This window comes from Thermodesulfitimonas autotrophica (assembly GCF_003815015.1).
Taxonomy (GTDB): domain Bacteria; phylum Bacillota; class Desulfotomaculia; order Desulfotomaculales; family Ammonificaceae; genus Thermodesulfitimonas; species Thermodesulfitimonas autotrophica.
Genome location: NZ_RKRE01000003.1, coordinates 18,129 through 43,221 on the forward strand (window position 1 = coordinate 18,129; position 25,093 = coordinate 43,221).

At 58.4% G+C, this 25,093-nt stretch carries 28 protein-coding genes and 1 tRNA gene; 14 read left to right on the forward strand and 15 right to left on the reverse strand.

Translation table 11 applies throughout. The features are described from left to right. Nucleotides 1-470: 470 nt before the first annotated feature. From EDD75_RS07530 to EDD75_RS11215, 3 genes are read left to right on the forward strand one after another with little or no spacing between them, the layout of a single operon-like run. A complete protein-coding gene (locus tag EDD75_RS07530; protein WP_123930533.1) occupies nucleotides 471-878 on the forward strand; it encodes a YbaB/EbfC family nucleoid-associated protein in 408 nt (135 codons plus the stop codon). Between the two features lie 16 nt (nucleotides 879-894). After that, entirely contained in the window at nucleotides 895-1,413 is a 519-nt protein-coding gene (locus tag EDD75_RS07535) for a hypothetical protein (protein WP_123930536.1), read from the forward strand. Between the two features lie 54 nt (nucleotides 1,414-1,467). Then, entirely contained in the window at nucleotides 1,468-1,614 is a 147-nt protein-coding gene (locus EDD75_RS11215) for a hypothetical protein (protein ID WP_170157766.1), read from the forward strand. Here EDD75_RS11215 and EDD75_RS07540 read toward each other — a convergent pair. From EDD75_RS07540 to EDD75_RS07580, 9 genes are all read right to left on the reverse strand, one after another. Further along, nucleotides 1,596-2,318, reverse strand: a complete 723-nt coding sequence (locus EDD75_RS07540; protein ID WP_123930539.1) for an ABC transporter ATP-binding protein — start codon at nucleotides 2,316-2,318, stop codon at nucleotides 1,596-1,598. The genes EDD75_RS11215 and EDD75_RS07540 overlap by 19 nt on opposite strands. Further along, entirely contained in the window at nucleotides 2,312-3,079 is a 768-nt protein-coding gene (locus EDD75_RS07545; RefSeq protein WP_123930543.1) for an ABC transporter ATP-binding protein, read from the reverse strand. Before EDD75_RS07545 ends, EDD75_RS07540 begins: the two co-directional genes overlap by 7 nt. After that, on the reverse strand, nucleotides 3,067-4,056 hold the full coding sequence (locus EDD75_RS07550) for a branched-chain amino acid ABC transporter permease (RefSeq protein WP_211328154.1): 990 nt from the start codon (nucleotides 4,054-4,056) through the stop codon (nucleotides 3,067-3,069). Before EDD75_RS07550 ends, EDD75_RS07545 begins: the two co-directional genes overlap by 13 nt. 20 nt (nucleotides 4,057-4,076) lie before the next feature. Continuing rightward, a complete protein-coding gene (locus EDD75_RS07555; protein ID WP_123930548.1) occupies nucleotides 4,077-4,955 on the reverse strand; it encodes a branched-chain amino acid ABC transporter permease in 879 nt (292 codons plus the stop codon). Nucleotides 4,956-4,968: 13 nt separating this feature from the next. Then, entirely contained in the window at nucleotides 4,969-6,150 is a 1,182-nt protein-coding gene (locus EDD75_RS07560) for an ABC transporter substrate-binding protein (protein ID WP_123930551.1), read from the reverse strand. A 162-nt stretch (nucleotides 6,151-6,312) separates the two neighbouring features. After that, on the reverse strand, nucleotides 6,313-7,587 hold the full coding sequence (locus EDD75_RS07565; protein ID WP_123930554.1) for a phenylacetate--CoA ligase family protein: 1,275 nt from the start codon (nucleotides 7,585-7,587) through the stop codon (nucleotides 6,313-6,315). Between the two features lie 25 nt (nucleotides 7,588-7,612). Then, nucleotides 7,613-8,227: a 2-oxoacid:acceptor oxidoreductase family protein gene (locus tag EDD75_RS07570; protein WP_123930557.1), complete on the reverse strand. Its 615-nt coding sequence runs from the start codon at nucleotides 8,225-8,227 to the stop codon at nucleotides 7,613-7,615. Continuing rightward, complete coding sequence (iorA, locus tag EDD75_RS07575) at nucleotides 8,224-10,014, reverse strand: indolepyruvate ferredoxin oxidoreductase subunit alpha (RefSeq protein ID WP_245963127.1); 1,791 nt, start codon at nucleotides 10,012-10,014, stop codon at nucleotides 8,224-8,226. The genes EDD75_RS07570 and iorA overlap by 4 nt, the downstream gene beginning before the upstream one ends. 115 nt (nucleotides 10,015-10,129) lie before the next feature. Then, a complete protein-coding gene (locus EDD75_RS07580) occupies nucleotides 10,130-11,314 on the reverse strand; it encodes an ABC transporter substrate-binding protein (protein WP_123930563.1) in 1,185 nt (394 codons plus the stop codon). Between the two features lie 245 nt (nucleotides 11,315-11,559). Between EDD75_RS07580 and EDD75_RS07585 the strand changes: the two genes are divergently transcribed. After that, the gene (locus tag EDD75_RS07585) at nucleotides 11,560-12,000 is read left to right on the forward strand and encodes a DMT family transporter (RefSeq protein ID WP_123930566.1); all 441 of its coding nucleotides are present in this window, start codon (nucleotides 11,560-11,562) and stop codon (nucleotides 11,998-12,000) included. Between the two features lie 15 nt (nucleotides 12,001-12,015). Here the strand turns inward: EDD75_RS07585 and EDD75_RS07590 are convergent, their stop codons facing one another. After that, on the reverse strand, nucleotides 12,016-12,792 hold the full coding sequence (locus tag EDD75_RS07590) for a ZIP family metal transporter (RefSeq protein WP_123930569.1): 777 nt from the start codon (nucleotides 12,790-12,792) through the stop codon (nucleotides 12,016-12,018). A 97-nt stretch (nucleotides 12,793-12,889) separates the two neighbouring features. On the opposite strand from EDD75_RS07590, the gene ispE reads away from it, so the two are divergent. From ispE to EDD75_RS07605, 3 genes are all read left to right on the forward strand, one after another. Further along, nucleotides 12,890-13,780 (forward strand): 4-(cytidine 5'-diphospho)-2-C-methyl-D-erythritol kinase, encoded by an 891-nt coding sequence (gene ispE / locus EDD75_RS07595; RefSeq protein WP_123930572.1) that lies wholly within the window; start codon nucleotides 12,890-12,892, stop codon nucleotides 13,778-13,780. A gap of 66 nt (nucleotides 13,781-13,846) precedes the next feature. Further along, nucleotides 13,847-14,500, forward strand: coding sequence for a GntR family transcriptional regulator (locus tag EDD75_RS07600; protein ID WP_425451660.1), 654 nt, complete (start codon nucleotides 13,847-13,849; stop codon nucleotides 14,498-14,500). Continuing rightward, nucleotides 14,501-15,268: a nucleotidyltransferase family protein gene (locus EDD75_RS07605; protein ID WP_123930578.1), complete on the forward strand. Its 768-nt coding sequence runs from the start codon at nucleotides 14,501-14,503 to the stop codon at nucleotides 15,266-15,268. A 53-nt stretch (nucleotides 15,269-15,321) separates the two neighbouring features. Here the strand turns inward: EDD75_RS07605 and EDD75_RS07610 are convergent, their stop codons facing one another. Next, the gene (locus EDD75_RS07610) at nucleotides 15,322-15,819 is read right to left on the reverse strand and encodes a BON domain-containing protein (protein WP_123930581.1); all 498 of its coding nucleotides are present in this window, start codon (nucleotides 15,817-15,819) and stop codon (nucleotides 15,322-15,324) included. Between the two features lie 350 nt (nucleotides 15,820-16,169). Between EDD75_RS07610 and dsrA the strand changes: the two genes are divergently transcribed. From dsrA to EDD75_RS07635, 5 genes are all read left to right on the forward strand, one after another. Continuing rightward, complete coding sequence (gene dsrA, locus EDD75_RS07615; protein WP_123930584.1) at nucleotides 16,170-17,612, forward strand: dissimilatory-type sulfite reductase subunit alpha; 1,443 nt, start codon at nucleotides 16,170-16,172, stop codon at nucleotides 17,610-17,612. Nucleotides 17,613-17,624: 12 nt separating this feature from the next. After that, entirely contained in the window at nucleotides 17,625-18,812 is a 1,188-nt protein-coding gene (gene dsrB, locus EDD75_RS07620; protein WP_123930587.1) for a dissimilatory-type sulfite reductase subunit beta, read from the forward strand. Nucleotides 18,813-18,843: 31 nt separating this feature from the next. Then, nucleotides 18,844-19,089 (forward strand): dissimilatory sulfite reductase D family protein, encoded by a 246-nt coding sequence (locus tag EDD75_RS07625; protein WP_123930590.1) that lies wholly within the window; start codon nucleotides 18,844-18,846, stop codon nucleotides 19,087-19,089. A gap of 127 nt (nucleotides 19,090-19,216) precedes the next feature. Further along, nucleotides 19,217-19,864 carry a tetratricopeptide repeat protein gene (locus EDD75_RS07630; RefSeq protein WP_123930593.1) on the forward strand — a complete coding sequence of 216 codons (648 nt, stop codon included), beginning with the start codon at nucleotides 19,217-19,219 and terminating at the stop codon, nucleotides 19,862-19,864. Continuing rightward, nucleotides 19,857-20,483: a YkgJ family cysteine cluster protein gene (locus tag EDD75_RS07635; RefSeq protein WP_123930595.1), complete on the forward strand. Its 627-nt coding sequence runs from the start codon at nucleotides 19,857-19,859 to the stop codon at nucleotides 20,481-20,483. Before EDD75_RS07630 ends, EDD75_RS07635 begins: the two co-directional genes overlap by 8 nt. Here the strand turns inward: EDD75_RS07635 and EDD75_RS07640 are convergent. From EDD75_RS07640 to EDD75_RS07650, 4 genes are all read right to left on the reverse strand, one after another. After that, complete coding sequence (locus EDD75_RS07640) at nucleotides 20,470-21,588, reverse strand: DVU0298 family protein (RefSeq protein WP_123930598.1); 1,119 nt, start codon at nucleotides 21,586-21,588, stop codon at nucleotides 20,470-20,472. The genes EDD75_RS07635 and EDD75_RS07640 overlap by 14 nt on opposite strands. A 5-nt stretch (nucleotides 21,589-21,593) precedes the next feature. Then, a complete protein-coding gene (locus EDD75_RS07645; RefSeq protein ID WP_123930600.1) occupies nucleotides 21,594-21,839 on the reverse strand; it encodes an FmdB family zinc ribbon protein in 246 nt (81 codons plus the stop codon). 185 nt (nucleotides 21,840-22,024) lie between these two features. After that, nucleotides 22,025-22,117: transfer RNA gene (locus EDD75_RS11220), tRNA-OTHER, on the reverse strand. Nucleotides 22,118-22,307: 190 nt separating this feature from the next. Continuing rightward, nucleotides 22,308-23,201, reverse strand: a complete 894-nt coding sequence (locus EDD75_RS07650; protein WP_123930603.1) for a selenium metabolism-associated LysR family transcriptional regulator — start codon at nucleotides 23,199-23,201, stop codon at nucleotides 22,308-22,310. Nucleotides 23,202-23,401: 200 nt separating this feature from the next. Here EDD75_RS07650 and spoVG point away from each other — a divergent pair, with 200 nt between their 5' ends. Then, on the forward strand, nucleotides 23,402-23,662 hold the full coding sequence (spoVG, locus tag EDD75_RS07655) for a septation regulator SpoVG (RefSeq protein WP_123930606.1): 261 nt from the start codon (nucleotides 23,402-23,404) through the stop codon (nucleotides 23,660-23,662). A 64-nt stretch (nucleotides 23,663-23,726) separates the two neighbouring features. Next, complete coding sequence (gene glmU, locus EDD75_RS07660; protein ID WP_123930609.1) at nucleotides 23,727-25,091, forward strand: bifunctional UDP-N-acetylglucosamine diphosphorylase/glucosamine-1-phosphate N-acetyltransferase GlmU; 1,365 nt, start codon at nucleotides 23,727-23,729, stop codon at nucleotides 25,089-25,091. Nucleotides 25,092-25,093 lie beyond the last annotated feature (2 nt).

Consider the following 25,093-nt stretch of genomic DNA (forward strand, 5'->3'; position numbering starts at 1 on the left):
TCCCGCTAAGTTACAGTAGGGCCGGCTATTTGTTCACTGCGGGCAAGAATACCAGGAACGCCAGCAAGATCAGGAGCAGGATGAGCCAGATGGATGTGACATCTACCGGCATCGAGCCTTCCCTCCTTAAGCGCGCTGTCGCTCCTTACTTCTTGTAGCCCCAGTTAGGCAGGAAGACAAGAAATACCAGCAGGATCAAAAGCAATATCAACCAGATGGAAGTGGTATCATCGTGTGCCATTTTGCGTCAACCCTCCTTAGGGATACAGGTTAGGGTCTTTAGGCTCACAGCTCCGTCAGTTGCATCCGTAGTTCATAAAGACCAGGAATGCGAGCAGAATCAGGAGCAGAATAAGCCAGATCGAGGTGGTAGTGTCGCTCTCCTTATACAACATGATTGACCCTCCTTGCCGCGAACCGCGGCGGACTTTCCTTTTTCTGTTAAGCAGTATATTCCGGGCGGGTAAAAAGTGTGTGCAGGTTGGGGTTTTGGGGTTATGGTCGGGCCGGGGACACCATTTTTCGGGGCGGCGAATATACTGGCTTACGTGATACCGTGGTGGGAGGTTCGGGAGGTGTTGATTTTGTTCGAACTCGAGGGTCTCGGGAAGTTTCTCGGGGAGATCGGCAGGGTGAGGGATGCGCTGAAGGGGCTGCGCGTCGAGGTGACCGAGGGGCCGGTATCCCTCACACTCAACGGTCTTCAGGAGGTGGTTCGGGTCAGGATCAGGCCGGAAGCCGGGAAGGAGCTGGCCCGCCTGGAGGGTTGGCTCGGCGCCTGCTTTAACAAGGGGGTAGCGGCATCGCGTCAGGCGGCCAAGGAGGAGATCGAGCGGCTGACCGGCTGGACGATCCCTGCGATTCCGGGTCTTACCTGAAAGGGGGGTTGCGCGGGTGGATAAAACGAACGGGATTGATGGGCGGCAGGAACTCCGCCAGGTTTTGCGCGATTTGCTCGACCTGCACCTCCGCGGGGGCTTCACCGGCGATAGCCTGCTTTTGCTGTTAAGTCTGGTCAATATCTTAGGGGTGCTTGAGATACTAGGGCGGCGCCAGGGCGGCGGCGAGGGGCAGTTTTTCCAGCAGCTTTTAGGCCCGCTCATCTCTTCGGCGGCGAAGTCCCAAACGCAAGAAGGCGGGGAGGTGAACGCGGCGGGGCTGCGAGTGGTTCCCGGTGCTAAGGAACTTGCGGGTCTCCTGGGTAATAAGGAGGGGCTGAAGATGCTGGCGGGACTGCTTACGAACCGGGAGGTCATGGAAAAGGTGGTCCCGCTTCTGCAGCGGCTCGGCGGGGGACAAAATCCCGGGCCGAAGGGGCATCCCGATAATGGAAAAGAGGTGCCCGGGAGCAGGAAAAGCCAGGGGCGCGAGGTAATCCACTGGGATTTTGGGCGGAATGATGTGCGCAAGTAAAAAAGCACACCCGTTACTGGCTGGCATATACTGGAAAACAGGGAGGGATCCACGATGGCTGATTATAAAACTCAGGACCTCATCTGGTTTATCATCCTTTTTCTCCTGGCGCCCTTCATCCTTTTCCTAATCCTGCTCTGGTTGATCATTGCTTGCCCGAATGAGGTTTTGCCCGGGGGATCTCAAGCCGGTGCGGTGTAGCCGAGGTAAGCGGTGTAGAGGCTGCTGCTCCGGGCGAGTTCGCTCGGGCTGCCAGAGAGGACGATTCGTCCCTGCTCCAGGAGCACAGCGCGGTCTGCGACTTTGAGTGCGGCCCGCGCGTTTTGTTCTACGAGGAGAACCGTGTGGCCCTGCTCTCGCAACCGGCGGATTGTTTGCATGATTTCGCGGACCACTAGGGGAGCGAGGCCAACGGAGGGCTCATCCATGAGCAGGAGGCGGGGTTTGGCCATGAGGCTCCGTCCGATGGCGACCATCTGCTGCAGGCCGCCGCTTAAAGTCCCGGCCGGTGCCTTTAATTTTTCCTTTAAGGCCGGGAAGAGGTCGAGGATCTTGGCCAGTTCTTCGCTCAGTAACCTTTTGTCCCGCTGGTAGCGGTGGAAGGCACCGAGAAGCAGGTTGTCGCGGACGCTGAGCGAAAGGAAGAGCTGTCTGTTCTCCGGAACGAGGCTGATACCTCTGCGGACGATGGCCTCGGGAGAGAGGCCCTTAAGGGAATTCCCTTGAAAGATGATCTCGCCGCTCGCCAGCGGGTAGAGGCCGGCAAGCGCGCCTAAGAAGGTACTCTTTCCCGCGCCGTTTGCCCCTAAGACAGCGATCACTTCCCCTGGATTTACGCTAAGCGAGACCTGGGTCAGGGCCCGGATGTGCCCGCGGTAGACGGTGATTTCACGGACATTCAGCATGCCTCTTCCTCCTCTTCCCCCAGGTAAGCGGCGATTACTTCCCGGTTGCGCTGAATTTCGGCGGGGGTTCCGGTGGCGATAACGGTGCCGAAGTTGAGCACCACCACCCGGTCGGCGAGGCCCATGACGGTGTCCATGTCGTGTTCTACCAGGATGAGGGTGTGTCCTGCTTCTGGAAGCGTACGCAAAAAACGCGCGAGGGCCTCGGATTCCGCGTTATTAAGGCCCGCGGCAGGCTCGTCCAGGAGCAGGATCTCCGGCTGCCCGGCCAGCGCCCGGGCAATCTCGAGCAGGCGCTGCTGCCCGAAGGGAAGGCTCCCGGCCGGCCAGTCGGCTTTATCTGCCAGCCCCAATCTGTTCAGTAGCCTGACGGCTTCCCGGTAAAGTTCCCGGTCTTCCCGCATTACGCCAGGACGCCGCAGGAGCGCTTTAAAAAAACCGGTCCGGTGCAAACGGTAAAAACCAACCATCACGTTTTCGGCCACCGTTAAGGTGGTGAAGAGCTCGAGGTTCTGAAAGGTGCGGCTTATCCCCAGGCGAGCAATCTGGAAGGGTTTGAGACCATTAAGCCGTCTATCTTTAAAGATGATTTCCCCTTCATCAGGGCGAAGGTTTCCGGTAACCACGTTGAAGAGGGTGGTTTTCCCAGCCCCGTTCGGTCCGATGAGCGCCAGGATTTCACCCCGTTCCAGCGAAAAACTCACCCTGTTTAGCGCTAGGAGCCCACCGAAACGCTTGGTGAGATTGTTTACCGCAAACATCCTTCTTCCTCCATTTTCCCGGTCGTGGCGCCCTGGAAGGCGCGCGGCGCGAGGAGTCCTTGCGGCCGGAAGAGCATGATCAGGACGAAGATAAGACCGAAAAAGATGATCTCAAACTCGCCGCCCGCTTCCGGCATGATTATTCTGACCGCCCACCGGAGGAATTCGGTAAGCCCGACGATGATTGCGGCTCCTAAAAGCGGCCCCCATAGGGTTCCCAGCCCCCCGATCACCACCATAAGGACGAATTCGACCGAGGCGGTGAAGCTGAAAGGGGAGGGGCTGATGAAGGTGACCCAGAAGGCGTAAAGGGCACCGGCGAGCCCAGCTAAGCAAGCGCTCAGCCCAAAGGCCTGTACTTTCAGCGTTGTGGTGTCGATCCCGGCGGCTTCCGTAGCCTTTTCGCTGGCGTGGATCGCCCTGAAGGCCCGTCCTACGGGTGAGCGGGTGAGGTTGTCGATACTGACCAGTACGAGGCTGAGGATGACCCAGACGAGGTAGTAGTACTTCCAGTCGCGGTCCAGGATGAAGGGTCCGAGAGAAAGATACGGGATACCGGTGAGACCTGAGGGTCCGCCGGTGAGCCCGGCGAATTCCTTGAAAAGCGCATAGACGAGAATACCGAAGCCCAGGGTGGCCAGTGCTAGGTAGTGCTCCCGGAGGCGTAAAATCGAGCGGCCGATGATAAGCGCCACCAGGGTAGGCAGCACGGGCGCCACGACAAGACAGAGGAGCGGTGGCAGGTGACAGCGCGTAGCCAGGATGGCGGCGGTATAGGCACCGAGTCCGTAAAAAGCCGCCTGGCCGAAAGAAACCTGTCCTGCATACCCCATCAGGACCCCCAGGCCTTCGGCAACGATGGCGTAAAGCGCAATAAGGATAAGAATTCCCAAGATATAGGTGCTTTTAATGATGAGCGGCAAGGAGACGATAACACCGCAGAATAAGAGCCGGCAGCAGGAGTTGCGCGAAACCAAGAAATCCATCTCCTTAAGGTTTAAGCGCTATTTCGGGTTGAACCTAAGATGCCCGTTGGCCGGGTCAGGAGCACCGCGATCATAACCACCATCGCGATCGCATCCTTCAATCCGGAGGAGACCATTCCGGCGGCGAAAGCCTCCAGGACCCCAAGCAGAATGCCGCCAATAATGGCTCCCGTGGCGTTTGTTACGCCGCCCAGGATGGCGGCCACAAAACCTTTAAGTCCCAGCATAAACCCCATGTCATAGGTAGCCATAGTGATGGGCGTAATGAAGATGCCCGCCAGGGCGGCAATGGCGCCGCTGAAGGTGAAGGCGAAAAGGGATAGGCGACCGGGGTTAATTCCTACCAGCCGGGCTGCCGTCTGGTTCATCATTGCCGCCCGCACCGCCTTGCCGGTATAGGTGAACTCAAAGAAGATGAAGAGCAGGCTTACGGCCACCACCGCCAGGCCCAGAATGAATAGGCTCTGCGGAACAAGCGAGGCACCTAAGAGCCGCAGCGGCGGGGCGGTAACGAAAGGAGGAAGAGTGTAGGGGTACGTCTTCCAGATGAGAAGAGCCGCACCCCGTAAGACAATCGACACGGCAATGGTAATAATGATTAAACTTAGAACTGAGGCGTTGCGGGCGGGGTGAATCGTTGCGCGCTCCACGAGGGCACCAACCAAACCGGCGACCAGGACGGCTATGCAATAAGATAGGGTGGCCGGTAAGCCTGCGTGAAGCAGGCTTACCGCGGTGAGTGCCCCGATCGTCACGAATTCCCCAATCGCAAGGTTGAAGATCCCGGTGATGTTAAAAGTAACCACCAAAGCCAAGGCGATCAAAGCGTAAATACTGCCTGTCGTCAGCCCACTTAAGAGATACTGGATGTACTGGCTTTCGGTGCCCAACAGTCATATCCTCCTACTGTAAAAGGTGCCACTTACCATCCTTCACTTCTACGAGGACCATCGCATCCTCGCCAAGGCCGCTGTGGTCCTGGGCCGACATGTTGAAGACACCGCTTACGCCTACAAATCCGGTGGTCTGTTCAAGCGCGTCCCGGATCTTTGCCCGGTCTGGACCGGCCTGCTTGATCGCGTTAACGAGCAGGTAGAAAGCATCATAGGCGTGGCCGCTAAAGGTCGTCGGCCGCACGTGGTACTTTTTCTGGTAATCGGCAATGAACTTCAGTAATACCTGTTTCTGCGGGTCGTTATCCGGGAGCTGTTCGGCAACCAGGAGCTTGCCCATCGGGGCAACGACACCGTTTGCGGCATCACCGGCGAGTTCGAGGAATTTTTTGTTGCCGATGCCGTGGCAGTGGAGGAGCGGCATTTGAAGACCCAGATCCCGGAAGTTTTTGGTCACAATCGAGGCCGCCGGCGGGATGGCAAAAACCGCGGTGGCCTTGGCCGGTGAGGCTTTCACCTTGGCGAGCTGCGCCGTCATATCGGTATCAGTGGCCTCGAACTTTTCGTGGAGGACTACGTTGATGCCGTTCTTGGCCGCGAGTTCGATGAAGGTACCGGCGCCGTCCCGCCCGTAAGCATTGTTTACGGACAGCACCGCAACGTCCTTGATCCCTTTTTGCTTGAGGTACGCAATCATCTTCTGGGCTACGATTTCGTTGTTCTGGGTGGTCTTAAAGATCCACCGCCGCTCACTAGGCGGCGTTACGATCTTAGCGGATGAAGCGACCGAAATCATCGGTACCTGCGCTTTGGTGACGGTGTCTACAATCGCCAGCGAGGTCCCGGTTTGGGAACAGCCGATGATTGCCAGCACCTTATCCTCGTTTACCAGACGTTTGGCTGCCAGCACCGCTTCGCTTTCAGAACTCTTATTGTCCAGGAGGATGAGCTCCACGGGGTGGCCGTCAATACCGCCTTTGGCGTTAAGTTCTTCCACCACCATTTGCAGCGTGTCTCTTTCGGGTTCGCCAAGCGACGCGGCGGGACCGCTTGTATCAAGGATAGCCCCGATCGTATAAGGTTCTTTCTGCGCTTTAGTTGCTGCTGGCGTCGTGGTGGTTTTAGCCTTGCCGCAACCACCAGCCAAGACCAGTAAGGTGAGCAAACAAACCAGGAAAAGGCTCCGCTTCATCTTTTCTCCTCTCCTTGCCTCATCAGACTAATCTTTCCTGCGATGCCATTTAGTTACTGTAAAAATACCCGTTTTCTGCCGGTTTTCCCTTCACTGTTCAAATCTAACACGTTAGGGCACGAAAAACAAGCAGAGATTTCACTCCTGTTGCCGGACGGGCCCTTATGTTTCCCTTAGGTCAAAAACGCGTTGCGTTTTCTTTTCACTACGGGGCAGGCTGCCGAACGGAACTACCTCCACCGCGAACGTCACCCCGATATGGGTCTTGATCGCGTTGCGACAGGCGGCAGCGGCAGCAGCGGCATCTACGCCGGGTTCTCCTTCTACCTTTACCAGCGCTTGGTCGCGTCCTGCTTCCCGCGTGAGGATGATCTGGTACTCGCTGCTGAGGCCGGGAACCGATTTGAGGACAAAATCGATTTGTCCTGGGTAGATGTTCACCCCCTTGATTTTAATCATGTCATCGGTGCGCCCTAAGATCCGGTCGATCATCGGGTAAGGGCTCCCGCAGGGACAGGACGTGGGGATCAGGCGGGTAATGTCCCGTGTCCGGTAGCGGAGTAGCGGCATCCCTTCTTTAACTAACGTGGTAATTACCAGCTCTCCTTGGGTTCCTGGCGGCACCTCTTTTCCGGTTTCTGGGTCGATCACCTCGAAGAGCAGGTAATCGGCCCAGTAATGTAGCCCCCGGTGCAGCGGGCAATCGATGGCGATGCCGGGGCCGTAAACCTCGGTCATCCCGTAAATGTCGAAGGTTTCGATGCCGAGCAGTTTCTCGATGCGGGCCCGCATCCTGTCGCTCCAGCGCTCCGAACCTAAGATGCCGCGTTTGAGCTTGATCCTTTCCCGCAGGCCGCGCCGGTTAATCTCTTCGGCCAGCAGTAGGGCATAGGAGGAAGTGGCCGTAAGCACCGTGGTTTCGAGATCGACCATCATCTGTAACTGTTTTTCGGTGTTGCCGGGTCCCATCGGCACCACCATCGCCCCTATCCTCTCGGCTGCCGTTTGGAAGCCGATGCCTGCTGTCCACAGCCCGTAGCCGGGCGTCACCTGCACCCGGTCCCGCCGGCCGACGCCGGCCATCGTGTAACAGCGGGCAAACATGGTGGTCCAGTCTTCCACGTCCTTCGCGGTGTAGGGCACGATAACGGGTTTACCTGTAGTTCCCGAAGAGGAATGAATGCGAACCACCGCTTCCTCCGGTACCGCCATCAGTCCAAGCGGATAGGCCTCCCGCAGCTCTTCCTTGGTGGTGAAGGGAACCCGGTCTAAGTCGCTGAGAGTTGTTATATCGCCGGGTTCTATTCCCGCGGCACGGAGTTTGGCCCGGTAAAAGGGCGAGTTTGCAAAGAGACGCCCAATCAACTGCCGGAGTAATTCCTCCTGGCGGGCGCGTAACTGGTCCCCTTCCGGGACTACTCGGCTCAGCTCAGCCATCCGCTCATCCTCCTAACATATGGAATCAAGTGCCTTGTCCCGCCGTCCGGATCCTTTCCGCCTCCTGCCTGCCGAGGGTGAAGGCGTGCCGGTTAACTTCCTGGAGGCCGGGCGGCAGGCTTTCGAGAAGCGCAGGCAAAAGCAATTCGGGAGCAAACGGGAGAAAGCTGCCCAGGGTGCTGGCAGCGCCTAATAGCACGCTGTTGGCTGTCCGGCGGTTACCGGCCCGGGTGGCAACGTCGGCAGCGTCGATCAGCAGGAGGCCGGGGACCGCCTCGCGGAGATAGGCGGCTATAGCCGCCGCATCGTAGGCGGCGCCGGTCAAGATCAGCGCCGGCGGCTGGATGACGGTGGTGGCGGCTATGACCTGGCCGCCGGAACGCAGCTTGGGAAGAACGCGGGCTGTTTCCGCCAGCTCGAGGCCGATCACGAGGTCTGCTTTCCCGTCTGGGATAATGGCCCCGGAAAGATCGTGGCCGATCCGGACGTGACTGGCGACGGGTCCCCCGCGCTGCGCCATCCCGACGCTTTCCGAAGTTAGCACCCCAAAGCCGGCCGCTACGGCCGCCCGGGCAAAGACGCGGGTGGCGAGGATGTTCCCCTGCCCGCCGACGCCGGCGATAACCACATCGAAGCTCATTCTGTCACCCTTTCGATAGCGTCAGCGGGGCAGACGGCGGCACAGAGCCCGCAGCCGGTGCAATCGCTACCGATTACCGGTCCTTCTGCCCCGGGTAGGAATGCCGGACAACCGACCTTTCGGATACACTCTTCGCAGCCCACGCACCTTTCCGTGACCACCCGGTAACGGGTAATAGGTTTGACCAGCTTTGTGCAGGGGCTTTTCATCACTACTACGGCTGGTCCGCTGTGGCGCAGCGCCTCACTCGCGGTAACCAGTGCCGTGTCGGTGTCGAAGGGGTCCACTTCCCGGACGTAGGTAACCCCGCAGGCGCGGGCCAAGCTGGCGATGTCCACCACGGCTGTTTCGCCGCCGGTGGCGGTGCGCCCTGTACCCGGGTGCGGTTGGTGCCCGGTCATCGCGGTAGTTCGGTTATCAAGCACCACCACTACGATCTCCGCCCGGTTGTAAACGGCGTTGATTAAGCCGGGCAGTCCGGCATGAAAGAAAGTGGAGTCGCCGATGAAAGCGACGCACTTTTTCCCCGGGTTAACGCGGTGGATGCCTGCCGCCATGCCGATGCCTGCGCCCATGCAGAGACAGGTATGCACCGCTTCCAGAGGCGGGGCCAAGCCCAGGGTGTAACAGCCGATGTCCCCGGTAAAAACAACATCCATCCCCTGTGCTGCCTCCTTGAAAATGTAGAAGGAGGCGCGGTGCGGGCAACCGGCGCACAAAACAGGGCCTCGCCGGGGGAGTGGCGGCGGCAGCGTTTTCGGAATCTGCCGGTACGGAACCCCTAAGAAGGCCGCTACTATCGGCGCAACCCGGTCAACATCGAACTCTCCTTCGCGCGGAACGGTGCCGTCGCGTTTGCCCGCAATCGAAAGACGCAAGCCGTGCCGCCAGGCCATGGCTACTACCTGGTCTTCCACCACCGGTTCCAGTTCTTCCACCACCAGCACCCGTTTCATCCGGCGGAGGAAGTCGACCACCGGTTTCTCCGGAAGGGGGTAAGGGGTACCGATTTTAAGCACCGAGACCTCCTGCCCCAGCAACCGGAGTGCTTCACGGATGTAATTGAAGCTAACCCCGCAAGCGATGATGCCGGCTTCGCCGGCCACCGTGGCAAAGTTAAAGGGTGATTCGCCCAGGAGCGCTGCCACCTGCTCCTGGACGGTGTTAAGCCACACGTGCCGTTGGGCGGCGAGGGAGGGCATGCAAACCCACCGGGGGTCCTGCCTGAATCCTTCCACCGGCCGGGGCCGGTAAGCTGGGCACACATCCATCTCCTGGCAGACATGGGAAACGCGCGTGGTGGGGCGAAGGATCACGGGCAGCTGGAGCCGCTCGGCAAGGTCAAAGGCGAAAACCGTCATCGCTTTCGCCTCGCGCGGGGTAGCCGGATCGAGTACCGGCACCTTGGCAAACCGGCCGAAAAGCCGGGTATCCTGCTCGTTCTGCGAGCTATGCGGGCCGGGGTCGTCCGCCACTACGAGGACAAGCCCCCCTACCACCCCGAGGTAAGCCAGGGTCATCAGGGCGTCGGCGGCAACATTTAGGCCTACTTGTTTCATCGTCACGAGCGCGCGGGCGCCACTCAACGCTGCACCTGCGGCTACCTCCAGGGCAACTTTCTCGTTGGTGGACCATTCGGCGTAGAAGCCATATTCCGGTGCCAGGCGGGCGAGAGTGCCCAGAACTTCCGAAGACGGGGTACCGGGGTAACCGGTAGCCACGTGGAGACCGGCTTCTAGTGCTCCGTAGGCGATTGCTTCGTTACCCGATAAGATTTTTAGCTGCAAACCCATCTGCGCTCCATTCTGGCGACAAGATGAGGGTGCGCCTTGTCCCATAGGGAAAGCCGCACCCCCGGATGTCTTTCTGACTTGGTGGTCAGAGACTTTTCTGTAGGCCGTTTTATTGGAGAAGCTGCCACTTGCCGTCCTTGATCTCCACCATAACCATCGAATCCTCGCCGAGGCCGTTGTGATCCTGGGGTGACATGTTGAAGACACCGCTGATACCAGCGTAGCCGGTAATCTGCTCGAGGGCGTCCCGGATCTTCGCCCGGTCGGGACCGGCTTGCTCGATGGCCTTTACCACCAAGTTAAACGCATCGTAGGCATGGCCGCCAAAGGTGTTCGGACGGGCGTTGTACCGCTTCTGGTAATCCGCGATATACTTGAGGAGCACCTGCTTCTGCGGGTCACTGTCCGGAAGCTGTTCGGCTACCAGAAGCTTGCCCATCGGGGCCACTACACCGTTGGCCGCAGTGCCGGCGAGTTCGAGGAACTTCTTGTTGCCGATCCCGTGGGTTTGGATGAGCGGCATCTTGATACCAAGATCGCGGAAGTTCTTCGTAACAATTGAAGCTGCCGGCGGAATCGCCCAGACGACGGTGGCTTGTGCTTGGGACGCCTTGACCTTGGCGAGCTGGGCGGTCATGTCGGTATCGGTCGCCTCAAATTTTTCCTTCAGGAGGATGTTAAGCCCGTTTGCCTGGGCGGCCTTCTCAAAATTGACCAGGCCCGAGTCGCCGAAGGCGTTGTTGACCGAAAGGAAAGCCACGTTCTTGACGCCCTTGTCGGTGAGGTACTTGGCGATCTTGTTAGCGACGATGATGTCGCTCTGCGCGGTCTTGAAAACCCAGTGGCGCTCGGCAACGGGGGTGACAATCTTGGCAGAGGCCGCCATCGAAACCGTGGGCACCTGGGCTTTGGTGACGGTGTCTACGATAGCCAGCGAAGTGCTGCTTTGGGTGCAGCCGATGATGGCCAGGACCTTATCCTGGTCGATGAGCCTTTTGGCCGCCAGGACCGCTTCGCTTTCGAGACTCTTGTTATCGAGGATGATAAGCTCGACCGGGTGGCCGTTGATGCCCCCTTTGGCGTTGAGTTCATCGGCGAGCATCTTCAACGTATCCCTTTCCGGCTCGCCGAGCGAGGCTGCGGGGCCGCTCGCATCAACGATGGCGCCGATCTTGTAGGGCTCCTTGGGCGCGCTTTGTGGTGCGGGGGCGGTTGTGGTTTTGGCCTTACCGCAACCGGCCACAAAAAGGAAAAGCGCCAGCAGGCAAATCAGTTTAACGCTCCGCTTCAGCATTACCTTGACTCCTCTCTCCCGATTTTTTCTCGGCTCATCTGCCGAATCGGCATGATTGATAGCGAAAAATTCCGTAACCGTTCCTGCCCTGCAGATTAAACGGCCCAAAAAGCGAGCAACCCCCCTTTCTCATGAATGTTTTTTCTTTAACGTCAAATTTAACACGGTAGGGTGTGGAAAGACAAGAAGAAAGTTGGCCGGTTGCGGCAAACTCCCCTGGGAAATAATAGACGTCGGGTGAGGCGATGTTCGGTTTAAAGCTTTTTCCGCTGCTTCTGGCGGCCCTTGCAGGGTCCGTTATGGCGGTGCAGGGTGCGGTGAACGCGCTCATGGGGAAGATTGCCGGCGTATGTCTGGCCACCTTCATCGTCCACGCGGTGGGAACGGCTTTTGCGGGGCTGTTGTTGCCGTTTGCGCGGGGCGGTTTTTCGCGTGTCGGTCAGGCGCCGTGGTACGCCTGGACGGGCGGCGTGTTCGGGGTTTTGATCATTTACAGCGTTGCCCGGTGCATTCCCAAGGTTGGCGTGGCGCCCGCAACGACCGCGATCATCTTAGGGCAGGTGCTGACGGCGACGATAATCGACCATTTCGGTCTTTTCGGGATGACCCGCCTTCCTTTTAGCTGCTGGCGTATCCTCGGGGTTGCCTTCCTGGCCGCAGGGGCCTGGTGCCTGCTAAAAAAATAGCGCGGCCGCAGGAAGTCAGAGCCGCTCTAATAACCACCAGAGCAGGATAAGCAGTAAGAAGCCACAGAGAAAGCCGGTGTCCCCGCCGCCATCTACCATTCGGGGCAGAAGCTCCTTCAGTACGATATAAAGCATTGCTCCTGCCGCGAGCGCCAGAAGGACCGGGATGAGGCGCGGCTGCCATTCGGCCATAGCTATCCCGAGGAGGGTCCCCAGAGGAGTGACGAGGGAAAGAAGGAAGTTTAGGGTGAGAAGCCTTTTTGCCCCCAGCCCTCCGAGGCGCAGCGGCACCGTGTTTATTAGTCCTTCAGGGAGATTATGTGCCCCGAGCGCGACGGCCAGCAAAATGCCGAGTTTCGCTGCGGCTGAGCCGCCGGTGCCGAGGGCGATCCCTTCCGGCAGATCGTGAAGGGCGATCGCGGTAAAGAGGAGCCAGCCGAGGCGCCGGTACTCATCCCGCGCTGCCGGGCGGTGGGGTAAGAGAAGATCGAAGAAAAAAAGGAAGGCGCCGCCGGCAAGGCACCCCACCAAGGCAGGACCGGGGCCGCCAAGCGCTACGGAAGCGGGAAGGAGCTCAGCGGCCACCACGCTGCTCATGACGCCACCAGCAAAGCCGGCGAGAAAGGGCAATGTGCGGTCAAGGGGAATAAGGAGGGCAAGGACCGCGCCGAGCAGCGTCCCCGCGCCGGCGAGGAGGCTGAGGAGCAAGAGAAAGAGAGTCTGGTTGCCCGTTAATGTGGAAACGTAGAGGTGGCCAGTCGCCGGAGCGTAAGCGCAAAGCAGGGGCCCCACCCCCTATCCTCCAGTCTTGCTTGCAAAACTCTTGCTTCCGTGAGGCTTTTTGTGTAAAGTTATGAAAAAGCATCTCCCGGTATGTGTGGGTAACTAAGTGGCTATTTGCTACGTTGCACGGGCGAAAATTAACCTCTGCCTTGATATCCTTGGACGCTACGCCAACGGTTACCACGAGATAGCTACGGTGATGCAGAGCCTGGCGCTGGGTGACCGTATATTCCTCGAAGCGGCGGCGGGTTTGACCCTCACGGTGGAAGGTGAACCGGTACCGGAAGGCGAGGCGAACCTGGTAGTCCGGGCGGCCAGGCGTCTGGCCGAAGCGACTGGCTACCGGGGAGGAGCGGTGATCACGCTTGTTAAGCGGATACCTGTGGCCGCGGGGCTCGGTGGGGGGTCGGCCGACGCTGCCGCTACCCTGGTTGGGTTGAACGAGCTCTGGGGGTTGGGGTGCGACACCGCGTTTTTGGCGGCCCTGGGGGCAGAAATCGGTGCCGATATTCCTTTTTGCCTCACAGGCGGCACGGCGCTGGCCACGGGCAGGGGAGAGAGGATACGCCACCTGCCTGCGCTACCGGAGCTGGGGGTTCTTCTTTTGAAGCCGCCGTACGGGATTTCTACGGGTGAGGCTTACCGCGATTACGACCTCTTGGCCCCTAAATGGGAACCGGTGGCCGCGGCAATGGCCGCGGCGTTTGATCGTGGCGCGTGGCGCGAGGCCCTGGGATATTGCGGTAACGCCTTCGAGGCGGTTGCCTTCAGGAAACACCCGGAGCTGGCTCGTTTAAAGCAGGAGTTAAAGGAGGCTGGCGCGCTCGCCGCGCTCATGTCGGGCAGCGGGCCTACGCTTTATGGGCTTTTCCCTTCGGTTGAGGCGGCGTCCCGGGCGGCGCAGGTTTTTTCCGGGCGGGATCTCCGGGTGATCGTGACTGCTACGACGGCGGCAGGCCTCGGACGCCGGGAGGAAAGCCCGCTCGACGCGGGCTAACGCCTGTGCCGGGGCGAGTATTTTTTCGGGGAGTGATGCCATCTGCAACAGCAGCGGCTTTTGCCGGTGAAGCTCGATAACTACAAGCCCCTCCGCGAGGTGGTTTTCGAGTCCCTCCGGGAGGCGATCATCAAAGGGGTGTTAAAACCGGGTGAGCGGCTAATGGAGGTGCAGCTTGCGGAGGAGTTAGGGGTGAGCCGGACTCCTGTACGGGAGGCGATTCGCAAACTCGAGCTCGAAGGTCTGGTGGTGATGCTTCCCCGCCGTGGCGCTTATGTTGCCGGTATCAGCGTGAAGGATATTGCGGACGTTTTCGAAGTCCGGGCGGCGCTGGAGGCTCTCGCGGCAAGCCTTGCGGCGGAGCGGATTACGGAAGAGGAGCTTGAAGAACTGGAACGGTCCCTGGTGGAAATCGGCGAGGTGAGTGAGACGCAAGATATCGAGACAATTGTAGCGCGGGATACGCGGTTTCACGATATTATCTACCGGGCCAGCCGCAACAACTGGCTAATCCAGATCATTTCCAACCTTCAGGACCAGCTCCAACGCTTCCGGATGACCACCCTCTCCCGACCGGGTAGAACCCGCGAGGCGGTTGAGGAACACCGGAAAATCGTCGAGGCAATTTCGGAACGGAACAGCGAGCTTGCGGCGCAGTTAGCCCGCGAGCACATAGAGAATGCCGAAAGCAGCCTCTTAAGCACGCTGAAGGAGCGATAGATGATGATTCCGGCGGTTGTTCTGGCGGGAGCTCCTAACAGCGGGCCACTCCACGAGATTTCACCGGCGAGCTTCGAGGCACTTATTGATTTATGCGGGCGGCCCCTTGCGGCGTACGTGATCCAGGCGCTGCTTGATTCCGCAGTTATCAGCAAGGTTGTGGTTGTCGGTCCTGGGGAGCTTCAAAAAGAATTTCCCGCCGCGCGGGTTACCATCATTCCACCGCAGGGGAACATGATCGAGAACCTGGCGGCAGGGTTAGAGGCCGTGTCCGGTGCCGCCCGGGTGCTAGTAGCGACAGGGGATATCCCGCTCTTGACTCCGGTGGCGGTAGAAGGATTCTTGCGGTTGTGCGCGCGCCACGATGCCGATGTCTACTATTCTGTTGTGCCGCGGGATGCCGTGGAAAGGGCCTACCCGGAAGTTAAGCGCACTTACGTCCGCTTGAAAGAAGGAGTTTTCACCGGTGGCAACGTTGGGCTGGTTGATCCCACCGTGATGAAAAGGGCGCTGGGTCGGGCCCGGGACTTTGTGCGTCTCCGCAAGAAACCGCTGCGCCTGGCGCTGGTCGTCGGTCCAGGGCTTCTGCTCTGGTACGTTTTGGGGCGTTTGTCGCTGGTTCAGGCGGAGCGGAAAGTCGCCCGCTTTTTAGGCGTTCGGGGGCGGGTGGTGGTTACGCCTTGGCCCGAAATCGGGATCGATGTCGATAAGCCTTCTGATTTCGTGTTGGCCCAAAAGATACTTTGCAAAGCTGCAAAAAGCGGGTGAAGATTAAAAACAGAGTGATTTAGGCCGAGGCCGTTCCCTTGCTTCGCCCGATTTTAGTCTTTTCCCTCTTCCCGGTCGTTTTTTACCTGGCGGTGAAAAATAGCGGCGAGAGTTTCTCGGTTGCCCCTTTGCAGGCGGACGGCGGCGGTAACGCCTTTTACTCCCCGGGCTTTCGCCGCCGCCTCACGTGCCGCAGCCAGTTCTGCGGGGTCGTCCGTTCTCCCGATGAGGGTGACAACGCCATCCTTCACTCTGGCGCCAATGTGCTTGGGGTCTACTCCTGCTACCTGCAACTCTTCAGCCACCTCTGCCAGGACGGCGCCGTCGTTAATCGCACCGTCCGTGCTGATGGCAATATCAGGCACTACCCGGTCTACGCCGGGGAGAGCGCTTACTAACGCCGCCAAGTATTCTTTTTCACTAAGAGTATCCACCACGCCGGTCAGGTAAACGGTATTACGGTCGACATTGACCCGTATCCCGTAACCCCGGAGGTTTTTATCCCTTGCTAGCAACGCTTCGACCGCGGCCTTAAGTTCGGTTTGATCCATGCTCTCCCTCCAAAGGGTATTATGCACTTTTACAGTTGGGCTTACTCCAAAAGCTGCGGATACGGCAGAAGAGCGGACGAAAGGTGACAAAACATTTGTTATTTAGACGGTTGACAAGTTCTCGACCCCTGTATTATATTATTCTTAACTTTTTGAAATTTGTACGATTCGGAGCAATCCTCTCGATCTTCACCAAGCGGCCACTATCAAAAAGCGAGGCTTGTTTGACTTCGCGATAGTTTGCCTAGTCTCATTTGAGTTGCGGAGGGGGGTGCAAGCCGAAAATTCTTTAGTCTTCTGTTTCCCACAGCTCGCAAACTCAGTTTAAGAGGGAGGTATTGATTAAGCTTATGTCTAAGGAATTCAAGCCCCCAGGGCCAAAAGTTCCCCAGAAAGAAATAAACTATCAGGAACTCCGCATCTACACCGACGAAGAGTTACAGAACCCTTCGGATGAAGAGCTTAAGAATTTCAAAATAAAGTACGACATTCCGAGATGTGAGCAGCTTGAGTCAGGGCCGTGGCCGAGCTTTGTTGCGGACCTGAAGCTTGAGGCTTGCCGCAGAAGGAAACTTGCTGACGACCGGATGTTGATTCCGCGCGAGGTGTGTGAAGACTTGTTGGGCGTGCTCGAGCTTTCCTTTGAGCACGGCGAGTGTCACTGGAAACACGGCGGTATCGTCGGCGTCAGCGGTTACGGCGGTGGCGTCATCGGCCGGTATTGCGACCTGCCCGACCAGTTCCCAGCCATTGCTCACTTCCATACCATCCGTGTTAACCAGCCCGCCAGCAAGTTTTACAAGACCGACTTCCTCCGCGCCATGGCAGACCTCTGGGAGTTCCGCGGGAGCGGCATTCTGAATATGCACGGTTCCACCGGCGACATTATCTTCCTCGGCACCACGACCGAGCAGCTCGAGCCGATCTTCCAGGAAATGGCCCACCACCTGAGCCAGGATATCGGTGGTTCAGGCTCTAACCTGCGGACGCCTTCCTGCTGCCTCGGTAAGGCGCGGTGCGAGTTTGCCCTCTACGACACGCAGGAAATGTGCTACGAGATGACCATGCATTACCAGGACGAGTTGCACCGGCCCGGTTTCCCCTATAAGTTCAAGATGAAATTTGACGGTTGTCCCAACGGCTGCGTGGCTTCGATCGCGCGGGCAGACATGTCGGTGATCGGTACTTGGCGGGACAACATTCGGATCGACCAGGAGGCGGTTCAGGCTTACATCGCCGGGGAGATTCCGCCCAATGCGGGTGCGTTTGCCGGCAGGAACTGGGGTAAGTTCGATATCCAGAAGGAGGTCATCGACCTCTGCCCGACCAAGTGCATGTGGATGGAGGGCAACAAGCTTAGAATCGACGACAAGAACTGCGTCCGCTGCATGCACTGCATCAACACCATGCCGCGCGCGCTCCGGCCCGGTACCGATACCGGCGTAATGCTGCTCTTTGGTGCGAAGGCGCCGATCCTCGAGGGCGCGCAGATGTCGGTGCTGACGATTCCCTTCATGGAAGCGGAACCGCCTTACGACAACATCAAGGCGATCGTGGACAAGGTCTTCGAGTGGTGGATGGACAACGGTAAGAACCGCGAGCGCCTCGGTGAGTTGATCCAGCGGATGGGCCTGCCGAAGTTCTGCGAGGTTATCGGCGTGCCGGTGATGCCGCAGATGGTCTGGAAGCCGCGGGAGAACCCGTACATCTTCTGGAAGGAAGAGGATGTGCCGGGTGGGTTCAAGAGAGACATCAACGATTTCAGAACCAGGCACACCAGAAAGGAAGTATAAGGAGGTATCGCAATGGGTCTATCTACGACGAGATACGGCGTTTACAATCCGGAGAAACCCAGAGAAAACCGGATTACCGATATCGGGCCGCGGTATTACTGGGACTTTTTCCCGCCTATTATCCAGCGGAATTACGGCAAGTGGCTCTACCACGAGATTCTCGAACCGGGTATTCTGATGCACGTATCCGAGACGGGCGAGAAGGTTTACACCGTCCGTTGTGGCGGCATGCGGATCATGAGCGTGGCGCTGCTGCGTGAGATCTGCGATATCGCCGACAAGTACTGCGACGGCTACGTTCGTTTCACCACGCGTAATAACATTGAGTTCCTCTGCGACAGCCTGGAGAAGGTCGAGGCGCTGAAAGCAGACCTCAAGGAGCGGAAACAGTACTGCGGCAGCTATAAGTTCCCGATTGGCGGAACGGGCTGCGGCATCACCAACATCGTTCATACTCAGGGCTACATCCACTGCCACACGCCGGCAACCGATGCTTCGTCGATCGTGAAGGCGGTTTTGGATGAGCTTTTTGAGTACTTCCAGAGCATGAAGCTGCCGGCGAAGCTCCGCGTTTCGATGGCCTGCTGCCTCAACATGTGCGGCGCGGTGCACTGCTCCGACATCGCGATGCTGGGCTACCACCGCAAGCCGCCGATGATCGACCACGACTTTGTTGCGAAGCTCTGTGAGATCCCGACGGTGATTGCTTCCTGCCCGCTCGGTGCCATCTCGCCGGCGACCACCCCGGACGGGAAGAAGACCGTGAAAATCAAAGAGGATCGGTGCATGTTCTGCGGCAACTGCTACACGATGTGTGCCGCGCTGCCGCTGGCCGATAAAGAGGGCGACGGTGTCGTGCTTCTCGCCGGCGGTAAGCTCTCCAACCGGAAGAGCCAGCCGCGGTTCTCGAAGGTAATCGTGCCGTTCCTGCCGAACAACTTCCCGCGCTACCCCGAGGTATGCAAGACCATCCGGAAGATCGTCGAAGTTTACGCGGCCCACGCCAACAAGTACGAGCGGCTCGGCGAGTGGGCGGAGCGCATCGGCTGGGAGAAGTTCTTCGAGCTGTGCGAGCTGCCGTTCACGGACCACCTCGTCGACGATTACCGCTTGGCTTACGACACCTACCGGACCAGCACCCTCTTCAAGTACACGGATGCAGCTTGGGCGGTATCAAAAGCGGCGGGTGGCATAAAATAAGGCCCGCAGGGCACTAAGGAGATGACGTCATATGTCGCTGGAAGAAATGAAGGCGATCGTTGTGGAGTATCTTACCCAGGCAAAAAAGTCGAAGCATTACTTCAACGATCTCCAGAAGGCTATCCAGAAAAAATTTCCGGACGCTAGCCTTCGGGACGTAAAGAAGGCATGCAACGAGCTTATTGCCGAAGGGAAGATTACCTACTTTTCCACCGGGAGCACGACCATGTACTGCTTGGCCGGTCGGGAAGGAGAAACCACCGATAAGGGAGAGTAACAACCTTTCGGTGGCTCCAGCCCGGAGTTTCTGTTAGCCTGTTGGGGGAGGCTGCTCGTTGTTGGTGGCGGGCAGCCTCCATACTTAATCAGCAAGAGGGGAAAGATGTGGGAAGGGGTGATTATTTGTGGTAACGCCCAAAGACGCGGAAACCTTTATCGAGGAGCAAAAAAGGCTGCTGCGCGAGAACCCCGAGTGTTCTACGGCGCTTTACAATTTGGGCGTTAAAGCCATGGAGGAAGGCCGTCTTGACGAGGCTGCCGACTACTTTGAAGAGGCCATTGAAAGCGGCGGCCGGATGTTTGAGGCATTTGTAAATCTTGGTTACATCTATTTTAAATGGGGTGACTTAGAGCGGGTAGCGCTGGCCAACCAGCGCGCAATCGAGATTGAACCCCGGTACGCCCGGGGTTATGCTAACCTTGGTTTTGCTTACCTGCAAATGGCCCGGACGGACGAGGCGATCGCGGCGCTTGAGAAGGCGATCGAGCTCAACCCCCAGATCGTCCAGGCCTGGGCCAACCTCGTGAGCGCCTACCTGCAGAAGGGCGATGTGGACAAGGCGATTGAGATCGGCGAGAAGTTAGTGGCCATGGCGCCTAACTTCGGTCTGGGGCATAACAATTTAGCCTGCGCGTACTACATGAAGGAGGATTATGCGAAGGCGGTTGAGCATGTAGATCTGGCGGTAAAATACGGTTTTCCGGTGCATCCGGAGTTCTTGAGGGAAATCGAGCCTTACCGTCCGGTACGAGAGGATGGAAGTGGTGTTTGAAGAACTGTTTGCGGCGTACGAAGAGATAAGCGCTGCTGCCGATGCGGCTTTTGCGAAGATGCAGCGCGACTACGGAGCGGCGGTTAAGTGTGCGCACGGCTGTGCTGATTGCTGCCACGCAGTCTTCGGCCTTTTTTTAGTCGAGGCGGCCTATATCAGAAGCCACTTTGAAAGGCTTCCTGCCGGGGAGCAGGAGGAGATCCTCCGGCGGGCGGAGCAGGCAGAGGAAGAAATCCGCCTGGTGCAAAAGAAACTTAACTACTATACCGATGATCCCGTGATGCAGGCTTACGCCCTATCGCGGCAGCGGGTGAGGTGTCCCCTCCTCAACGCCAAGGATGAATGTGCGCTTTACCCGCACCGGCCGGTCACCTGCCGGGTTTACGGGATTCCGGTGGCCGTGCGGGGCAGAGCGCAGGTCTGCTGGAAGGCGGGCTTCGAAAGAGGCAAAGAGTATCCTACTTTCAATCTGGATGCTGCATACCGGGAGCTTTGCCGTTTATCGGCGCTGTTGCTTACGAAGGCTAAGCAGCCCGACGCAGCGGAGCGGGCTTCGCTGCTCATCTCGGTTGCCAAGGCTTTGCAAACACCGGTCGAAGCACTTGTCAGGGGAGAGTAGCTAGGGCCTCGTTTGCTATCTGGCCCACGGTCTTCGTGACGATCCTGCCCTCTTCGTAAACCCCAATCGGTGTCGTATCGTTCCGGAGCATTTCTAAGAGTTGCCGTGCTTCCGGTCCGCCCAGCCGGCCGAGAAGCAGGGCTGTATAGCCCCTCGTCAGGGGGTTCTTATCCTGGACGAAAGGCAGGAGAGGGAAGAAGATGCGCCGGCGAACGGCGTCAGGCCGGACTGCAGCGATGCGGGCCAAGGCTTTAACGGCGGCGGGTCGCACCGACTCCTCGGTTAAGAGGGGAAAAAGTTTTGCAATGTAGCCGGCAAAAAGGTCTGGTGCGTTCGCGATAACTTCGCCGATGGCATCCACGCTCCCCCAGTTGGAAGCGCTCGAATCGGCGAAGTGGTTGAAAAGACCCTGGAAGACGGAAACCACCGCCGCCGGGTCGGTTGTAACCAGCTCCCCGGCTACTTTACCCAGAGCTTCGGCAGCCCGCAGGCGGACCAGTTCGTCGCCGGCACAGAGAAGGCGCTGCAGGTGCCGCATTATTTTCCGGTCGTGGCGGGCCGCCGCGATAACCGGATCCAGCTGGTAGTTAGCCACTAACGCCTCGACCTCTTTCTTGGAAAGAGGCCCGGCGGCTATTTCTGCTGGCGGTGGTTCGGGAGCGGCTGGCTTCGGGGATGCGGGTCGGGCTGCCCGCAGCTTTTGCTGCACGGCGTTCCGGGTTAGTTCCTGGATGTCTTCCTGCAGCCTAACGAAGAAAAGGGCGCCTCTCACTCGCCTGTCACCAAGGGCACCGTTGGGAATGATGCGGTGGGTTTCGAGGTCGTACCGCTCGACGACCGCTTGGAGGTAGTCTTCGTCGGGAAGGAGGTTCCAAGCGAGCCCCCAGTCGTCATTGCAAGCAAAGACAAGGGCTTCGCTAAAGGCGGCCCCGAGGTTGTGTCCCGTAGCGTCGTAGGCGTAAACGGCGCCGCAACCCGAACACTGCCCGAGGGGCATCTCGCGCACTCTTTCTCCGGCCAATTCCTTCGGTCTTTCAATGGCGAGGCCACAAAAGGGGCAAACCGCTTCCCTGGTGACTTCTTTGCGGAGTGGCTGGTAGCTCATAACGCCTAATCACCGTACCCTGGCAACTCAAGGGTCCAGCAACTGCTTCCCGGGCTACAGGATTTGCTCGTCAGTTTTGGCTTGTCGGCGCCTTTGCCGAGACCCATCACGTAGTTAGTCTTACTGATTACCCGTTCGAAGGCTTCTGAACCGCACCCGGGGCACTTGATTTCCACTTCTTCTTTGGTGTCAAGGAAAAGTTTCTCAAAAAGGTTCCCACACGCGAGGCAGCGAAATTCAAAGATTGGCACTCTTTCTCCCCCCAGTAAAAGTTGCCGGCAACGTTTTGCCCCGTTCCGCTTTTTGTGCCACTCATAGCATATCAGCACATTGATTGTTTGTCAAACGGGGCGCCGCGGAGGATCTTGCGGCGTTTGGGATGCAACTACTTGCCGGCCGCGGCTCCTGGCCGGGCGGGGTGGTGGAGCATTCTATTTGGAGGAGGGAAGTGGGAGTCGAACCCAACCCCGGTCGTCCGGACCGGCCAACGGGTTTGCGGCCCGCGGGGGGCACCGGCCCCTTTCCCTCCACATTTTGAAGTCCAATAGGAATTAACGTAATAAATTTAATTCCATAGCGTTTTTAACTTTCCTCTTATACTTGGCTATCAGTGTTATGAAAAAAAGTTATAAAAACGTGGAAGGGCAAGGACCGGATGGCGCAAGAGAAAGAAGCTACCGCATTCTTTCTAAAAGAGTAACAGGGGTGAGATGCAGAAATTAAGACGGTTTTTGGGTAACGAAATTGATAAAGGCTTTAACCGGCCGGGAGAGGCAGCGGTTTCGGGGGTAGACGAGGTAAAGGGTCCGCTTCAAGGATAACCCCTGAAGGCGGCGCATCACCAGCCGGCCACTTTTGGCCCTGTTTTCGGCTGCCCGGCGGGAGACGAAGGAGAGTCCTAATCCTGCCTCTACGGCCGCCAGCACTGCTTCTGTGCTGCCGAATTCAGCGACCACCCGGAGGTTTTCGGGATCAACCCCCGCGCTTCGCAACCGCTTTTCAAGCTCGTAGCGGGTGCCGGAGGTGCTTTCGCGCCGGATAAACTCTTGCCCGGCTAAGGCCGCGGTGGTAATGATTTTCCGGTTGGCTAACGGGTGGCCGGGCGGGATGATCAGCACCAGTTCGTCTTGGGCGAAGGGGATAGCCGCGAGCAGCGGGGCGGTTTTGATCGCCCCAACGGCACCCAGGGGGAGTTCCCCCGCTACGATCCGTTCAATGATCTTCCCGGTGTCAGCGATCTCCAAGTTAATCTTTACCTCGGGGTATTCTTCCCGGAAGCGGCGGATGATCTGGGGAAGCACATAATGCCCCGGAATGGTGCTGGCGCCGATGGCGAGGGTTCCTTTTACGCTATTTACGAAAGAGTCCATTTCTTGGGCGGCTTCGGTGACGGCGGAAAGGATCTTTTGGGCCAGGGGGACCAGGGCGGTGCCCGCTTCGGTAAGGGTCACTGCTCGGCGCGACCGGTGAACCAACTTGACGCCGTAGAAGGCTTCGAGCGCCGCAATATGTTTGGAAACGGCCGGCTGGGTCAGGTTAAGCTCCCGGGCCGTGCGGGAAAAGGAACGGGTTGCGGCGACGGTGGTGAAGGTTTTTAGCCAGTTGAGATTCAAGGCTTGTGCCTCCTGTTAGCTTAAATAGTAAAATAGGTTTAGTGGTTAAACAAGTGGCAAACGATATTTTTCGGCTATTTTAGGCTCCTGTTTGCGGGATAATAAAATTTAAAGATATTTTTCGCTAAGGCTTGAGAGGAATCTTCAGAGGTTTGGCGAAATTTTTGGTGTAGTGGTTAAGCTTTCGAGGAGGAAAGGGCATGCAGATCACGGACGTAAAAGTGCGCAAAGTACTTAACGAAGGCAGAATGAAAGCGGTGGTTTCGGTTACTTTCGACGATGCTTTTGTCGTTCACGATATCAAGGTGGTGGAAGGGAAGAGCGGGCTTTTCGTAGCGATGCCGAGCCGGCGCCGGCCCAACGGCGATTTCCGGGATGTAGCCCACCCGATAACTCCCGATGCGCGCCGCCAGCTTGAAGAAGCGGTTTTGAGCGCCTATAACAGCGCGCTGCAGCAGTAGGGTTTCCGGGGCGCGAGGCATAGAATCTTTAAAAGACAGGTTAATCTTAAGGAGACAGGTCGGCGTGGGTTTAGCGGCGGTTATCTTGGCGGCCGGGAAAGGGACCCGGATGAAGTCACGCAAGGCCAAAGTGCTTCATCCGGTGGCCGGTCGGCCGATGCTTTCTTTTGTGCTCGACGCGGCTGCCGGGGCGGGAGCGGAAAAGATTATTGTGGTTGCCGGTCACGGCGCGGCAGAGGTTGTCGCGGCAGTAGGCGGAAGGGCGGAAGTGGTGCTTCAGGAAGAGCAGCTTGGTACGGCCCACGCATTGCTGCAGGCCGAGGAGGCACTGAAAACTTACGAGGGGGATATTATCGTCTTGCCCGGGGATGCTCCTCTCCTGCGGGGGGAGACGCTCCGGGATTTTTATACTTATTACCGGGCTCAGGGGGCACCGGCGGCGGTGCTTACGGCTCGCTTTGCGGACCCGGCAGGCTATGGCCGGGTGATCCGGGACCAGGACGGCAATGTTTTGCGTATTGTGGAGCACCGCGACGCTACGGAAGAAGAACTGTCAGTTAGCGAGGTTAATACCGGTATCTACTGTTTTAAGCCGGCCATTTTTTCCGTTCTAAAGCGGATTTCTCCGGATAACTCTCAGAAGGAGTACTATCTCCCTGACGCCATCCGGCTCTTACGGGAGGAGGGGGTCCCTGTTGCTGCCTGGGAGGCTCCGGACGCGGCGGAGTTTTTGGGGGTGAACGACCGGCGCCAGCTCGCCGTGGCAGAGGAAGTTATCCGACGGCGGGTGGTGGAGAGATTGATGGATGCGGGCGTTACGGTGGTGGACCCGCGGGCTACGTACGTCCACCCGGGTGTGGTTGTGGGGCCAGATACCATCATTTACCCCTTCACTTTCCTTGAGGGGGGGACGGTGATCGGCTCCGAATGCTGTATCGGTCCCTGGACGCGGATAACCGATTCCCGGCTAGGGGATAAGGTGGCGGTGCATAACGCGGTGGTTTTAGGGGCAACAGTAGCGAGCGGCGCGACAGTAGGTCCTTTTACTTACCTCCGCCCGGGTACCGTTGTCGGTCCGGGGGCGAAGGTTGGCGGTTTTGTTGAGGTGAAAAAGTCGGTTATCGGGGAAGGGAGTAAAGTCCCGCACTTGAGTTATATCGGTGATGCGGAAATCGGCCGCTCGGTAAATGTAGGCGCGGGGACCATTACCTGCAATTACGACGGCCGGCGGAAATGGCCGACGGTGATTGAGGACGGGGCCTTCATCGGGTCTAACACCAATCTTGTGGCCCCTGTTCGGGTAGGCAAGGGGGCCTATATCGGGGCGGGTTCGACCATTACCAGAGACGTCCCTGCCGGGGCGCTGGGGATTGCCCGGAGCCGGCAGCGGAATATTCCTGACTGGGTGAAAAAGAAAGGAAGAGAGTGAGG

Excerpts from the sequence above, each read along its gene's own strand:
- EDD75_RS07605 (WP_123930578.1), top strand. The coding sequence starts at position 14,501 with ATGATGATTCCGGCGGTTGTTCTGGCGGGAGCTCCTAACAGCGGGCCA.
- spoVG (WP_123930606.1), top strand. The coding sequence starts at position 23,402 with ATGCAGATCACGGACGTAAAAGTGCGCAAAGTACTTAACGAAGGCAGA.
- EDD75_RS07565 (WP_123930554.1), bottom strand. The coding sequence starts at position 7,587 with ATGGCTGAGCTGAGCCGAGTAGTCCCGGAAGGGGACCAGTTACGCGCC.
- EDD75_RS07580 (WP_123930563.1), bottom strand. The coding sequence starts at position 11,314 with ATGCTGAAGCGGAGCGTTAAACTGATTTGCCTGCTGGCGCTTTTCCTT.
- EDD75_RS11215 (WP_170157766.1), top strand. The coding sequence starts at position 1,468 with ATGGCTGATTATAAAACTCAGGACCTCATCTGGTTTATCATCCTTTTT.
- EDD75_RS07625 (WP_123930590.1), top strand. The coding sequence starts at position 18,844 with ATGTCGCTGGAAGAAATGAAGGCGATCGTTGTGGAGTATCTTACCCAG.
- EDD75_RS07540 (WP_123930539.1), bottom strand. The coding sequence starts at position 2,318 with ATGCTGAATGTCCGTGAAATCACCGTCTACCGCGGGCACATCCGGGCC.
- EDD75_RS07610 (WP_123930581.1), bottom strand. The coding sequence starts at position 15,819 with ATGGATCAAACCGAACTTAAGGCCGCGGTCGAAGCGTTGCTAGCAAGG.
- EDD75_RS07560 (WP_123930551.1), bottom strand. The coding sequence starts at position 6,150 with ATGAAGCGGAGCCTTTTCCTGGTTTGTTTGCTCACCTTACTGGTCTTG.
- EDD75_RS07570 (WP_123930557.1), bottom strand. The coding sequence starts at position 8,227 with ATGAGCTTCGATGTGGTTATCGCCGGCGTCGGCGGGCAGGGGAACATC.
- dsrA (WP_123930584.1), top strand. The coding sequence starts at position 16,170 with ATGTCTAAGGAATTCAAGCCCCCAGGGCCAAAAGTTCCCCAGAAAGAA.
- EDD75_RS07640 (WP_123930598.1), bottom strand. The coding sequence starts at position 21,588 with ATGAGCTACCAGCCACTCCGCAAAGAAGTCACCAGGGAAGCGGTTTGC.
- EDD75_RS07545 (WP_123930543.1), bottom strand. The coding sequence starts at position 3,079 with ATGTTTGCGGTAAACAATCTCACCAAGCGTTTCGGTGGGCTCCTAGCG.
- dsrB (WP_123930587.1), top strand. The coding sequence starts at position 17,625 with ATGGGTCTATCTACGACGAGATACGGCGTTTACAATCCGGAGAAACCC.
- EDD75_RS07585 (WP_123930566.1), top strand. The coding sequence starts at position 11,560 with ATGTTCGGTTTAAAGCTTTTTCCGCTGCTTCTGGCGGCCCTTGCAGGG.